This is a genomic window from Lichenicola cladoniae, assembly GCF_013201075.1.
In the GTDB taxonomy this organism is placed as follows: domain Bacteria; phylum Pseudomonadota; class Alphaproteobacteria; order Acetobacterales; family Acetobacteraceae; genus Lichenicola; species Lichenicola cladoniae.
In genome coordinates this window covers 4,787,014-4,799,761 of record NZ_CP053708.1, presented here as the reverse complement: position 1 = coordinate 4,799,761, position 12,748 = coordinate 4,787,014, and the positions used below count along the sequence as shown (strand labels likewise).

Sequence of the window (12,748 nt, the reverse complement as noted above, 5' to 3'; positions counted from 1 at the left end):
CCACGCTCGAGCGGTGCAACGGCTTCCCGGCAGATGCATTCGCTACGTCGCTGATCCAGGATGCGCTGCGGTGGAAGGTCATCGCACTCCAGCCAACAGTGTGTACTGGGTCAAAGCACGCGAAATTTCTCCCATACGTCGGCAAGCGTGCCGCCGGCCAGCAACAGGTCGCGGGCCTTGTTCTCGGTCGTTGCCTTGGCAAGGGCGAGTTCGGTCACCTTCAGCACGTGCTCGCGCGGTACCACCGTGATGCCGTCCTCGTCGGCCACGATGAGATCGCCCGTGCGCACCGCGACCCCGCCCAGGAAGATCGGGGTGTCGGCCTCGTGGATCGAGACGCGCCCAAGGCTGTCTGTCGGCCGGCAGCCGCGAGCATGGAGCGGAAACCCGAGTTCTACGATCTTGCGTCGATCGCGGATCAACCCGTCGATGACGGCACCCCGTGCCCCGCGCCCCCTGGAGGCGGTCGAAAAGAGTTCACCCCAGGCAGCCGCCGGGCTCCCCGAGCAGTCTATGACGGCCACGTCGCCGGGCCGCAGGCTGTCGATGTAATCGATCTCGTGTCCGTAATGGCGCGTCGGCGGTTCCTCGACCGGCAGGCTGAGCGCCGTCCTGGCCCAACCCAGGAGGGTCCCTCCGCCGCCGAGCGGCATGATGCCGGGCGAGACCGTCTGGTTGCGAAGCCCGAGGGCGTCGCAGACATCGGAAAATACGGCGCTGTAGGTGACAGCCGCTAAGGCGTCGAGATCGAGCGCAGGCGCGGATATGGGGGCAAGTTGGAACGTCATTGCAGGGTCTCGGGATCAAGAGGGGGACCGAAGGTGATGGCTGCGTTCGCGAGGACGGGCGCCCAGGCTGGCTGGGGCATTGGAAGAGCTGGGCCCGCTCATCAAGACGTTCCATCGGCAGGTAGGGGGTTGAAGACCCCACCATATTGATACGCGCGCCAACCGTGGGCACATAACGGCCAGACGACCAGGCTATCCAGGGAACAGGCATCCTTCATGAGCGAGACGGCACGCGAGGCGATGGAATTCGATGTGGTCGTGGTCGGCGGCGGTCCCGCCGGCCTTGCCGCGGCGATCCGCGTGAAACAGCTCTCCCCCGACGCATCCGTCTGCCTGGTCGAGAAAGGCAGCGAGATCGGCGCCCACATCCTGTCCGGCGCGGTGATCGAGCCGCGTGCGCTCGACGAGCTGATCCCGGACTGGAAGGAGAAGGGCGCGCCGCTCGACACGCCCGCCACCACCGACGAGATGCTCTACCTGACCGAGAAGCGCAGCTTCAGGCTGCCGACGCCGCCGCAGATGAACAACCACGGCAACTACATCGTCAGCCTGGGCAATGTCTGCCGCTGGCTGGCGACCCAGGCGGAGGAGCTCGGCGTCGAGATCTATCCGGGCTTCTCCGCCGCCGAACTGCTGGAAGAGGACGGCCGCATCGTCGGCATCGCCACCGGCGACATGGGCATCACCAAGGCGGGCGAGCCCGGCCCGAACCACGCCGGCGGCATGGAGCTGCGGGCGCCCTACACCCTGTTTGCCGAGGGATGCCGCGGCTCGCTGAGCAAGCAGCTGATGGCTCGGTTCAAGCTTCGCGAAGGCATCGACCCGCAGACCTACGGGCTTGGGATCAAGGAGCTGTGGGAGGTGCCGGCGGCCCAGCATCGCCCTGGCTTCATCCAGCACACGCTCGGCTGGCCGCTCGACAAGAAGACCTACGGCGGCTCATGGCTCTACCATTTCGGCGACAACCTGGTGTCGTACGGCTTCGTGGTCGGGCTCGACTACGCCAATACCTGGCTGTCGCCGTTCGACGAGATGCAGCGCCTGAAGACCCACAAGGCGGTGCGCAAGCACCTCGAGGGCGGCAAGCGCATCTCCTACGGCGCCCGTGCGCTGTCCGAGGGCGGACTGCAATCGATCCCTCGCCTGACCTTCCCGGGTGGTGCACTGCTCGGCGACGCAGCCGGCTTCCTGAACGTGCCGAAGATCAAGGGCACCCACGCGGCGATGAAGTCCGGCATGCTGGCCGCCGAATCGGTCGTCGAAGCGCTGGCCAACGGACGCCCGGCCGAGCCGGCCAGCTTCACCCGGAAGGTCAGGGAGTCCTGGCTGTGGGGCGAGCTGCGCGATGTGCGCAACGTGCGCCCGGCATTCGCCAAATACGGACAGCTCGGCGGTTTCGCCTACTCGGCGATCGATACGGTACTGCTGCGCGGACGGGCTCCCTGGACGCTGCGCCATCCGCATGCCGACCACGAGGTGCTGGACCGGGCAGACACCTCGACGCCAATCACCTATCCGAAACCCGACAACGCGCTCACCTTCGACAAGCTCTCTTCGGTGTTCCTGTCTAACACCAACCATGAGGAGAACCAGCCGGTTCATCTGAAGCTGCGTGATCCCGAGCGCTGGAAGACGGTGAACTGGGACCTGTTCCGGTCGCCGGAGAGTCGCTACTGCCCGGCTGGGGTCTACGAGGCGGTGGACGTCGATACCAACCCCAGGTTGCAGATCAACGCGCAGAACTGCGTCCACTGCAAGACCTGCGACATCAAGGATCCGACCGAGAATATAGACTGGTCGGCGCCCGAGGGCGGCGGTGGCCCGAACTATCCCGGTGGGATGTAAAAGCCCGAGGAAACCTTGTAACCAGACGGTCCCTAAGGACCATGGGCCGGTCGTCCAGGCTCGATGTCAGTCAGTGAAGTGGGACAGATGAAGCTGCTCGTACCCGTCAAGCGCGTGATCGACTACAACGTGAAGCCGCGCGTGAAGGCGGACGGCTCCGGGGTCGAGCTGACCGGCGTCAAGATGTCGATGAACCCGTTCGACGAGATCGCCGTCGAGGAGGCGGTGCGCCTCAAGGAGAAGGGCATCGTCACTGAGATCATTGCGGTTTCGATCGGGGTCACCCAGGCGCAGGAGACGCTGCGCACTGCGTTGGCGATGGGTGCCGACCGGGCCATCCTGGTGCTGACAGATGCATCGCCGGAGCCGCTCGCAGTCGCCAAGATCCTGAAGGCACTGGTCGAGAAGGAAGCGCCGCAGCTGGTCATCATGGGCAAGCAGGCGATCGACGACGACATGAACGCGACCGGCCAGATGCTGGCCGGACTGCTCGGCTGGGCGCAGGGCACGTTCGCTAGCAAGATCGAGATCACCGACGGCAGCGCCATGGTCACCCGCGAGGTCGATGGCGGCCTCGAGACCCTCGCCATCACCCTGCCGGCGATCATCACCGCCGACCTGCGGCTGAACGAGCCGCGCTATGCGTCGCTGCCCAACATCATGAAGGCCCGCAAGAAGCCGCTCGAGATCCTGGCGCCAGGCGAGCTCGGCGTGGATGTCAGCCCGCGCCTGACCACCATCAAGGTGTCCGAGCCGCCGACCCGCAAGAGTGGCATCAAGGTGGCGTCGATCGAGGAGCTCGTCTCCAAATTGCGCCAAGAAGCGAAGGTGATCTGACCGTGACCGCTCTCGTCCTCCTCGATCATATCGACGGCCACATCATCCAGGCATCCCGCTCGGCCGTGACCGCCGCGGCCAGCCTCGGCGAAGTCCATGGGCTGGTCGTCGGCCATGGCCTCGACGGCATCGTGCAGGCCGCCGCCGGGATCGCCGGTATCTCCAAGGTCCTGAAGGCCGATGCCGAGATCTACGCCAAGCCGTTGGCGGAGCCGATCGCGGCGCTGATCGTGGCACTAGCCGGTCCGTACGACCACATCCTGGCGCCCTCGACCGCAACCGGAAAGAATGTGTTGCCGCGTGTTGCCGCGTTGCTGGACGTGCAGCCGATCAGCGACATCATCGCGGTCGTCGATGCCGAGACGTTCGTGCGACCGATCTACGCCGGCAATGCACTGGCGACGGTCAGGTCATCCGACACCAAGAAGGTGATCACGGTGCGCGGCGCCAACTTCGATCCCGCGCCGGCCGAAGGCGGCAGCGCCTCGACCGAGGACGTGTCGGCACCCGACAGCCCATCGCTGTCGAAATTCGTCTCGGCCGAACTGTCGAAATCCGAGCGGCCGGAGCTCGCATCCGCACGCGTCGTCATCTCCGGTGGCCGCGGCATGCAGAACGGCGAGAACTTCAAGCTGCTCGACCCGATCGCCGACAGCCTCGGCGCCGCGATCGGCGCGTCGCGCGCGGCGGTCGATGCCGGCTACGTCCCGAACGACTACCAGGTCGGCCAGACCGGCAAGATCGTGGCGCCCGACCTGTATGTCGCGATCGGCATCTCCGGTGCGATCCAGCATCTCGCCGGCATGAAGGACAGCAAGGTCATCGTCGCTATCAACAAGGACGAGGACGCGCCGATTTTCCAGGTTGCCGATTACGGCCTGGTCGCCGACCTGTTCAAGGCGGTTCCGGAACTCGCAGCCGAGCTACAGAAGGCCGGCTGACCTGCTTGTCACCAGGATGATCGCTATCACCCCGTCGTCCGCGATGAGTGTTCGCCCATAAGGACGACGTGCATCCGCCTGCGGATCACGAAGCCGAGCTTCCGATACAATGCTATCGCCGCAAACTTGTCGGAGAAAGCTTGGAGAAACGGCTGTGGCCGAGAGCATGCGTGCGATGCTTTCCTGACGCGCCCCGATCAGACGGGTGCGTCGCGGCCGGGCGCCAGAAGCGGCGTCGGTTCTGGCTGCCCCTCGTAATAATCGGCCTCGCGCAGGAAGCCATGGCGACCGAGGGCATCGATGACGAGCGCACCGCTGTCGGGATAGGTGCAGACATCCGCCGGCGGCTCGGCGCCGATCGCGAGATAGACCAGGTCGCCGGTGCCGTCCGGGGTCGCGGGGTTGGCGATCTGATGGGCGATCCCCGTGTCGGCCGGACAGGAAATGCAGTCGCCGGGGCGAATTTCGTGCACGAGATCGCCGTAGCGGAAGAGGCCTTGCCCTTCGAGCACGATAAAGATCTCGTCGGCCATGAGGTGCGTATGCGCCGGGCACGCGCTGTGGCCCGGAGGCACCCGCCTGGCGCTCATGCCGAGACGGCCCATCCCGAAACGGCCCGGCCCCGCATCCTTCATCGCAGGCGTCAACGCGCGCCGGAAATGCGTCCAGGCGGCGGGCACGTCGGCCGCGATTTCCGCCGCCGTGTGCATGTTGACGATCGTAGGTGCCTTCTCGGTCATGTCGTCCCCGTATCCGCGCCAGACAAGCGCAGGCGGATATTTCGGCCTGCACGCCGCGATCACTACGTCAAGCCAGTACTGCCGTCGATCCGTCACCTACGTGTGTCGGGACCGAACGCATAAACCCGACGCGTTCTTGCAGAGTCCTGAGCTTGCCAGGCGACCGTAGGCTTGCCTGCTTCCTAGTCCTTCAGCAACGAACTCAGCTTCAGCGCCACGCCCTGGGAGCCTTCGATCTTCAGCTGACCCAGCGTGTAGGCCCACATTGCGTTCAGCTTGCCGCTCAGCAGCTTCTGCATATTCTCCGACGACAGCGTAATGATCGTTTCAGCCTCGGTGTCCTCGTCCGCCTCGGTCACCGCCACGTCCGGCTCCGTCGCGTCGATCAGGATCGATCCTGCATCCTTGAGGTCGATACGAACCCGGTGCCCGAGCGTCGACAGGAGCTGGCTCTTTTCCTTGATTGCTTCGATGATCTCTTGGGTCTCGGACATTCTTGTTTCCTGCTGGTTGACGGGTCGTTCAGCCGGAACGGCTGCGCGACAGAAAGGCGTTGAGGCCGGCCGCGGCTTCGGGACTGGACAGGCGCTGCAGGAAGACCGCAGCCTCGCGGCTTTTCGCGGACCGGACTTCTGCGAGGTTGCTTCGCAGCAACTGCCGGCTGAGGCGGAGCGCCTCCGGCGGGCGCGCCGCCAGCTGTGCCGCATACCGTGCGGCCGTGATGCCAAGATCGTCGGCCGGCACGACACGATTGACCAGCCGTAGCTCGTAGGCCGTGCTCGCATTGAAGGTGTCGCCGAGCAGCAGCAATTCGGCCGCGCGCTGGTAGCCCATCAGTTGCGGCAATAGCAGCGACGATGCGGCTTCGGGAACCAGCCCGAGCTTCACGAACGGCAGTCCGAACACCGCATCCGCGGAAGCGACGACGATGTCGCAATGCAGCAGCATGGTCGTGCCGATGCCGATCGCAGCGCCCCCGACCGCGGCGACGATCGGCTTGCCGAAACCGATCAGCGTGTCGAGAAACCGCAGGCCCGCCGGCTCCTCGATCGTCGCAGCATCCTGCCGGCTTTGCGCCATGAAGTCGGCGATATCGTTGCCTGCACAGAAATCGCTACCCGAGCTCCCGAGCTGCACGACGCGGACGGCATCGTCGCTATCCGCCGCACGCAGGAGCATGGCCATCCGGTCATACATCGCCGACGTCAATGCGTTCTTTTTCTCGGGCCGGTTCAGGATGATCCTGCAGATGCCTGCTTCGACGACGCTCTCAACGAGCTCGCTCATTCTGTAGTCCCGGTCTCGCGGCACAGCTCCGCGCGGGCCCGGGCATAGTCGTTCGCGAGCCGCTCTATGATGTCGGCGACAGGAGACACCTTGTCGATCGCGCCGATGCCCTGGCCACACCCCCAAACGTCGCGCCAGGCCTTGGTGCCGGTGTCCAGGCTGAGCTGCCCGGGTGCCGCGGAGTCCAGCGCATCCGGATCGAGGCCGGCGCGGATGATCGAGCCGCGCAGGTAGTTGCCGTGCACGCCGGTGAACAGGTTCGAATAGACGATGTCGCTGGCTCCGGACTCCAGCAGCATCTGCTTGTACTCGGGCGCGGCGTTCGCCTCCTCGCTCGCGATGAAGGCCGACCCGATATAGGCAAGGTCCGCACCCATGGCCCGCGCCGCCAGGACCGCGCGACCGGTGGCGATCGCGCCGGACAACACGATCGGGCCGTCGAACCAGGCACGGGTTTCGGCCAGGAGCGCAAACGGCGACTGGGTTCCCGCATGTCCGCCGGCGCCGGCGGCAACCAAGACCAGACCGTCCGCACCCTTGGCGATTGCCTTGCCCGCATGCACCTGGTTGGTCACATCGTGCAGGACCAGGCCGCCATAGCTGTGTACGGCATCGTTCACGTCCGGCTGCGCACCGAGCGAGGTGATGACGATCGGTACGCGATGGCGCACGCAGGTTTCCAAATCCGCCGACAGACGGGTGTTGGACCGGTGCACGATATGATTGACCGCGAACGGCGCGACCTCGCCATCCGGCCGCCGCAGCGCATCCTCCAGCCGCGACAACCAGTCATGCAACGCATCCGGGCCGCCGCGGGCGTTCAGCGCCGGAAACGCGCCGATGATCCCGGCCCGGCATTGCGCAATCACCAGCGCCTCGTTGGAAACGATGAACAGCGGTGCCGCCAGCACGGGCAGCCTCAGCCCGGCGACGATCGTCCCGAATGGCGTCATGAGTCTCGGTGGTTCGAAGTCTGCATGCCGTAGGCCTCCGCCATCTGGTCGATCGCCACGAGCTTCTGCCGGAACAGCGACCAATCGTCATCGGCGGCGATCGGCGCCCAGATCGCCTCGACCTCGTCGATCAGCATGGTGCACGGACCATGCCCGGCGAAATAGGGATGGTCGAGGCGCAATCCTGCTGCCGGCTCGAAACCGTCGATCATCATGCGCAGGGATGCGAATCCGGCCTCGGCATAGATGCCGGCGGACGGGCCGGACGTCGCACGGTCGGCTGAGAGAGAGCCGCCATACCAGTCGAAAAAGAACTGCTCGAACGGCATCTGGCTCTCGCGCAGGAACTGCCAGACCTGCTGGACCAGCGCCGTGTCTATGTCCGGCCCCTGCGACCTGAGGCCGAGGCGACGCAGCATCGCGGCCGAAAGCTCGGTGTAGAACAACGCGCCGAAGCCTCTCAGCACGGCCTCGAGCGTCGCCTGGTCGGACAACGGCAGCAGGCACTCGGCAAGCCTGATCAGGTTCCACAGCAGCGTGTCGGGCTGGCGTCCGTAGGCATAGAGCTTGCCCGTGTCGAAATATGCCGCCGTGAACTCCGGCTGGTAGGTCGGCAGGAACCGCCACGGCCCGTAATCGAAGCTCTCGCCGGTGACGTTTATGTTGTCGGTGTTCAGTACCCCGTGCACGAAGCCGGCTAGCATCCATTCCGCGCCGAGCCGCGCCACCTTCGCGGTCACGGCCTCCAGGAAGGCCAGCACACGGTCCGCTTCCGCCTCACGCCACAGCTCGGGCATGTAGGTCCGGATGGTGTAGTCGAGCAGCCTGCGGATGCTGTCGGTGTCCTGGTGGTAGGCGAGCCGCTGGAAGGTGCCGATGCGGATGTGCGAGTGGTTGAGGCGCACCAGTACCGCCGACCGGGTCGGCGACGGCTCGTCGCCACGTGTCAGCGCCTCGCCGGTCTCGATCAGCGAGAACGACTTCGAGGTATAGACCCCGAGCGCTTCCAGCATCGAGGTCGCCAGCACTTCGCGGACGCCGCCCTTCAGGGTGAGCTTGCCATCGCCGCCACGCGACCATGGCGTGCGTCCGCTGCCCTTGGTGCCGAAATCCAGCAGCCTGCCATCGACCAGGTCATGCGCCTGTCCGAACAGGAAGCCGCGTCCGTCGCCGAGCTCGGGATTGTAGTTCTGGAACTGGTGACCGTGATAACGCAGCGCCAGCGGCCGCGGAAACGATCCCTGCAACGGCTTGAACCGGCTGAAATGATCCACCCACTCCGCATCGGTCAGCGTGTCGAGGCCGACCCGCGCAGCCTGCACCTGGTTGCGGTAGCGCAGGATGTGTTTCGGAAACACCGCCGGCTCGACCAGGTCGAACAACGCGTCTCCGAGCGAAGCGTGTGCGGTCGATGGCTTGAAGTGCGGCGTCGCTGTCATTGTTCCCTCCGGCTGCGGCGTGAGCCGAGCGCTGCATATAGGGAGGCTAGACCGTCTTGGGCGGCAGTCCGCCGGGAAAGCGTCGAAGCAGCACCAGCATGATCAGGATGCCCGGCAGGCACGCAGCAACTGTCAGCAGGTAGAAGCCGGTCCAGCCGAAGCCCTGCGCCAGGAAGCCGGTCGTTCCACCTAGCGTGCGCCATGCCACCGGTGCCAGCGACGACAGCAGCGCGTATTGCGTCGCCGTGTAGTCGAGCGAGCAGAGCCGGGAGAGGTAGGTGGCGAACGTGGTCGCGGCCATCACTTCGGCGAAACCCTCCAGCGTCACCTTGGCAAACAGCATCGGAAATACCGGCCCGGCCTGAACCAAGGCGACGTAGAGCAGGATCGAGCACATCTGCACGCAGGCGCACAGGATCAGCGATCGTCCAAGGCCGATCCGCGCGACCAGCAGCCCGCTCGCGGCGGCACCGGCCAGCGCCGCGCAGAGCGAGGGAATGCCATTGGCGGCCGCCACCGAGGTCGGTGCGAAACCGAGCGCATGATACAGCGGATAGGCCATGGTGTCGGACAGCTGGGTTCCGAGATTGAACACCAGCACGAAGGCGATCACGATCCAGGAGCCGGGGCGCCCGAGCAGGTCGCGGAAGGGCGCGACCACGCGGGTCTGCAGCGCATGCCGCCAGCCGGATCCGGTGGCGATCGTCGGCGCCAGGAACGGCTCGGGGGCCAGCAGTGCCAGCACCGGGCCGACCAGGCTGAGGGCGGCCATCACCAGCAGGGCCAGATGCCAGCCGCCTTTCGCGGCGATCCAGATCGCGCCGGCACCGGAGCAGAGCATGGCGATGCGGTAGCCCCAGGTGTAGGCGCCGAGCGCCGCAGCCTGCAGCCGGACCGGGAAGGTCTCGATCCGCCATGCATCGATGACGATGTCCTGGCTGGCCGAAAAGAAGGCGAGCGACATCGCGGCACACACCAGCGGCAACAGGCCGTGGGTCGGCTGGCAGTTGGCCATCGCGATGATGGCGAGCGTCAGCAATGCCTGGATCGGCAGCATCCAGCCGCGACGGCGACCGAGCCGGTGCAGCAATCCGAACGGACGCCGGTCGAGAAGTGGTGCCCAGAGAAATTTCAGGAGATACGGCAGCCCGATCAGGGCCGCGGCGCCGATGGCCCGGAGCGAGATGTGGCTCTCGCTCAACCATTGCTGCAGCGTAAAGAATGTCAGGTAGAGCGGCAGGCCCGAAGCGAAACCGAACCCTCCGATCAGACCGATCAGACGCTTGTCGATAGGGGCAGCGACCGGATCAGGTAGAGGCATCTTGGGTGCTGGTGCGGTCAGGGGCGTCGGAGCCGGCCGAAGCCGACCCCAACGCCCCTGTCACGCGAAGGAAAGACAGCTCGCAGATTACTGCGGTGCTGCCATGGACGAAGCTGCCTTCTTGTGGTGCTTCGCGGTCGTCTTCTTGTGGTGCTTGGTGGTCTTCTTCGGCGCCATCATGCTGTCGGTGGACGGCGCGGGGGTGGCGGTCGGAGCGGCCATTGCAGGCGCAGCTGCATCGGGAGCAGCGGCGGCGGGTGCACTCATCGGAGCAGCGGTGGTGGCCGGAGCCGCCGTCGTGGTCTGAGCGAATGCCGGAGCCGCGGCGCCCAGGAGGGCTGCGGTCGACAGGGCAGCGAGGAACCGGGTCGTGAAGGTCATGGATGTCTCCGCGGAATGGGGCAGGTGTTGCGGCAACACCGATCCCGACAGGGGTACGGCTGCGCATCGAGTCCATACCATGGTGCCCCAGGCACGTCGCGGGTCAAAGTTAGGTAATGACTCTAAGTTTCTTACGATGCCGCCTGAAATACAACACAAACCGACGAACATTGGATGACAAATCGTGTCAGTTTCGTGGCCAATATTTCAAGCCCTGTTGAATACTCAAGCTAAGCTGTTGAAATCACGTAAACTCGATTGGTCCGGCGGCAGCAGGCCGCCGCCGGACCGCCTCGGCCTGCTTCAGGCGGCGCTGTCGCCCTTGCGCTCCATGCGCTTGCGCTCATTCGGATCCAGGTAGCGCTTGCGGATGCGAATCGCGGACGGAGTCACTTCGACCAGCTCGTCATCCTCGATGTAGGCGATCGCCTGCTCGAGGCTCATCCGACGCGGCGGCGTCAGCAGCATCGCGTCGTCCTTGCCGGCGGCGCGGATGTTGGTGAGCTTCTTTTCCTTGATCGGGTTGATCTCGAGGTCGGATCCGCGCGAATGCTCGCCCAGGATCATGCCGACATAGACCTTCTCGCCCGGATCGACGAACAGCTGGCCACGCTCCTGCAGGTACCAGAGCGCATACTGCACGGCCGCTCCGTCCTCGGAGCTGATCAGCGAGCCCTTGCTGCGGCCCTCGATCGTTCCGGCCCAGGGCTGATAGCCGGCGAACAGCCGGTTCATGATGCCGGTGCCGCGCGTATCGGTCAGGAACTCGCCGTGATAGCCGATCAGGCCGCGCGACGGGATCAGGAAGGTCAGGCGAACCTTGCCGCCGCCGGACGGACGCATGTCCTGCATCTGGCCCTTGCGGATGCTCATCTTCTCGACGACGACGCCGGAGAAGGCCTCGTCCACGTCGACCAGAACCTCTTCGAACGGCTCCTCGCGCTCGCCGGTCTCTTCGTTCTGGCGCGTCAGCACGCGGGGACGGCCGATGGTCAGCTCGAAGCCCTCGCGGCGCATCTGCTCGATCAGCACGCCGAGCTGGAGCTCGCCACGCCCTGCGACTTCGAACGCCTCGCTCTCCGGGCTCTCGGACACGCGAATGGCGACGTTGCCCTCGACTTCCTTGAACAGCCGGTCGCGGATCTGGCGCGACGTGACCTTCTTGCCCTCGCGGCCGCCGAGCGGGCCGTCGTTCAGGCGGAAGGTCATGGCCAGGGTCGGCGGATCGACCGGGATGGCCGGCAGCGCCGCGGTAACTTCCGGCGATGCGATGGTCTCCGGGATGGTCGCGTCGGAAAGTCCGGCAACGGCAATGATGTCGCCGGCCTCGGCCTCCTCGATCACCACGCGGTCCAGGCCGCGGAACGACAGCAGCTTGGTCAGGCGGCCGGTCTCGACCACGGTCCCATCGGCACGCAGCACGCGCACCGGCATGTTCAGCTTGGCGCGGCCCTGCTCGATACGGCCGGTCAGCACGCGGCCGAGGAACGGGTCGGCCTCGAGGATGGAGGCGACCATCGCGAACGGCGCGTCCTTGTTGAGGGCCGGCGGGTTCACGTGGCTCAGCACTAGGTCGTAGAGCGGTGCCAGGTCCTTCTTCGGTCCATCGAGCTCGACATCGGCCCAGCCCTGACGGCCGGAGGCGAACAGCATCGGGAAGTCGAGCTGCTCGTCGCTGGCGCCGAGGGCGGCGAACAGGTCGAACACCTCGTTATGGACCTCGTCCGGACGCGCGTCCTGGCGATCGACCTTGTTGACCACCACGATCGGCTTGATGCCGCGGGCGAGAGCCTTGGTCAGCACGAACTTGGTCTGCGGCAGCGCGCCTTCGGCGGCGTCCACCAGCACGATCGCGCCGTCCACCATGTTCAGGATGCGCTCGACCTCGCCGCCGAAATCGGCGTGTCCCGGCGTATCGATGATGTTGATCCGGGTGTTCTTCCAGACGACGCTGGTGCACTTGGCCAGGATGGTGATGCCGCGCTCACGCTCCAGGTCGTTGCGGTCCATCGCCCGCTCGGCGACCACCTGGTTTTCGCGGAAGGCGCCCGACTGCCGCAGAAGCTGGTCGACGAGGGTTGTCTTGCCATGATCGACGTGCGCGATGATGGCGATGTTGCGGATTTCCATGCGTCTGACCTGTGGGCTCTTGGCGGCGCGGAAGATGCGCGAACGACGCCGCCACCCGGATGGTGGCAGCGGCGCGGGCCCGCTTC

12 protein-coding genes are annotated in these 12,748 nt (G+C 65.8%); 3 read left to right on the top strand and 9 right to left on the bottom strand.

Going from position 1 to position 12,748, the window contains the following annotated elements:
- Window positions 1-110: 110 nt before the first annotated feature.
- Complete coding sequence (locus tag HN018_RS21810; RefSeq protein WP_171834250.1) at window positions 111-788, bottom strand: RraA family protein; 678 nt, start codon at window positions 786-788, stop codon at window positions 111-113.
- A gap of 216 nt (window positions 789-1,004) precedes the next feature.
- Here HN018_RS21810 and HN018_RS21805 point away from each other — a divergent pair, with 216 nt between their 5' ends.
- From HN018_RS21805 to HN018_RS21795, 3 genes are all read left to right on the top strand, one after another.
- Window positions 1,005-2,633 (top strand): electron transfer flavoprotein-ubiquinone oxidoreductase, encoded by a 1,629-nt coding sequence (locus tag HN018_RS21805; RefSeq protein WP_171834249.1) that lies wholly within the window; start codon window positions 1,005-1,007, stop codon window positions 2,631-2,633.
- 87 nt (window positions 2,634-2,720) lie between these two features.
- A complete protein-coding gene (locus tag HN018_RS21800; protein ID WP_171834248.1) occupies window positions 2,721-3,470 on the top strand; it encodes an electron transfer flavoprotein subunit beta/FixA family protein in 750 nt (249 codons plus the stop codon).
- 2 nt (window positions 3,471-3,472) lie between these two features.
- Window positions 3,473-4,411 carry an electron transfer flavoprotein subunit alpha/FixB family protein gene (locus tag HN018_RS21795; protein WP_171834247.1) on the top strand — a complete coding sequence of 313 codons (939 nt, stop codon included), beginning with the start codon at window positions 3,473-3,475 and terminating at the stop codon, window positions 4,409-4,411.
- A gap of 197 nt (window positions 4,412-4,608) precedes the next feature.
- On the opposite strand, the gene HN018_RS21790 is transcribed toward HN018_RS21795, so the two are convergent.
- The 8 genes from HN018_RS21790 to typA form a co-directional block, all read right to left on the bottom strand.
- A complete protein-coding gene (locus HN018_RS21790; RefSeq protein WP_171834246.1) occupies window positions 4,609-5,151 on the bottom strand; it encodes a cupin domain-containing protein in 543 nt (180 codons plus the stop codon).
- Between the two features lie 182 nt (window positions 5,152-5,333).
- Window positions 5,334-5,645 carry an SCP2 sterol-binding domain-containing protein gene (locus HN018_RS21785; protein ID WP_171834245.1) on the bottom strand — a complete coding sequence of 104 codons (312 nt, stop codon included), beginning with the start codon at window positions 5,643-5,645 and terminating at the stop codon, window positions 5,334-5,336.
- A gap of 28 nt (window positions 5,646-5,673) precedes the next feature.
- Entirely contained in the window at window positions 5,674-6,438 is a 765-nt protein-coding gene (locus HN018_RS21780) for an enoyl-CoA hydratase-related protein (protein ID WP_171834244.1), read from the bottom strand.
- Window positions 6,435-7,391 (bottom strand): NAD(P)H-dependent flavin oxidoreductase, encoded by a 957-nt coding sequence (locus HN018_RS21775; protein WP_171834243.1) that lies wholly within the window; start codon window positions 7,389-7,391, stop codon window positions 6,435-6,437. The genes HN018_RS21780 and HN018_RS21775 overlap by 4 nt, the downstream gene beginning before the upstream one ends.
- A complete protein-coding gene (locus HN018_RS21770; RefSeq protein WP_171834242.1) occupies window positions 7,388-8,830 on the bottom strand; it encodes a protein adenylyltransferase SelO in 1,443 nt (480 codons plus the stop codon). Before HN018_RS21770 ends, HN018_RS21775 begins: the two co-directional genes overlap by 4 nt.
- Window positions 8,831-8,876: 46 nt before the next feature.
- Complete coding sequence (locus tag HN018_RS21765) at window positions 8,877-10,151, bottom strand: AmpG family muropeptide MFS transporter (RefSeq protein WP_171834241.1); 1,275 nt, start codon at window positions 10,149-10,151, stop codon at window positions 8,877-8,879.
- A gap of 87 nt (window positions 10,152-10,238) precedes the next feature.
- Window positions 10,239-10,532 (bottom strand): hypothetical protein, encoded by a 294-nt coding sequence (locus HN018_RS28490; RefSeq protein ID WP_204259613.1) that lies wholly within the window; start codon window positions 10,530-10,532, stop codon window positions 10,239-10,241.
- Between the two features lie 303 nt (window positions 10,533-10,835).
- Window positions 10,836-12,662, bottom strand: coding sequence for a translational GTPase TypA (gene typA / locus HN018_RS21755; protein ID WP_171834240.1), 1,827 nt, complete (start codon window positions 12,660-12,662; stop codon window positions 10,836-10,838).
- Between the last annotated feature and the right edge of the window lie 86 nt (window positions 12,663-12,748).

Bases quoted from the DNA above. Each gene is read 5' to 3' on its own strand.
- HN018_RS21810 (WP_171834250.1), bottom strand. From the start codon at position 788: ATGACGTTCCAACTTGCCCCCATATCCGCGCCTGCGCTCGATCTCGAC.
- HN018_RS21805 (WP_171834249.1), top strand. From the start codon at position 1,005: ATGAGCGAGACGGCACGCGAGGCGATGGAATTCGATGTGGTCGTGGTC.
- HN018_RS21800 (WP_171834248.1), top strand. From the start codon at position 2,721: ATGAAGCTGCTCGTACCCGTCAAGCGCGTGATCGACTACAACGTGAAG.
- HN018_RS21790 (WP_171834246.1), bottom strand. From the start codon at position 5,151: ATGACCGAGAAGGCACCTACGATCGTCAACATGCACACGGCGGCGGAA.
- HN018_RS21785 (WP_171834245.1), bottom strand. From the start codon at position 5,645: ATGTCCGAGACCCAAGAGATCATCGAAGCAATCAAGGAAAAGAGCCAG.
- HN018_RS21780 (WP_171834244.1), bottom strand. From the start codon at position 6,438: ATGAGCGAGCTCGTTGAGAGCGTCGTCGAAGCAGGCATCTGCAGGATC.
- HN018_RS21775 (WP_171834243.1), bottom strand. From the start codon at position 7,391: ATGACGCCATTCGGGACGATCGTCGCCGGGCTGAGGCTGCCCGTGCTG.
- HN018_RS21770 (WP_171834242.1), bottom strand. From the start codon at position 8,830: ATGACAGCGACGCCGCACTTCAAGCCATCGACCGCACACGCTTCGCTC.
- HN018_RS21765 (WP_171834241.1), bottom strand. From the start codon at position 10,151: ATGCCTCTACCTGATCCGGTCGCTGCCCCTATCGACAAGCGTCTGATC.
- HN018_RS28490 (WP_204259613.1), bottom strand. From the start codon at position 10,532: ATGACCTTCACGACCCGGTTCCTCGCTGCCCTGTCGACCGCAGCCCTC.
- typA (WP_171834240.1), bottom strand. From the start codon at position 12,662: ATGGAAATCCGCAACATCGCCATCATCGCGCACGTCGATCATGGCAAG.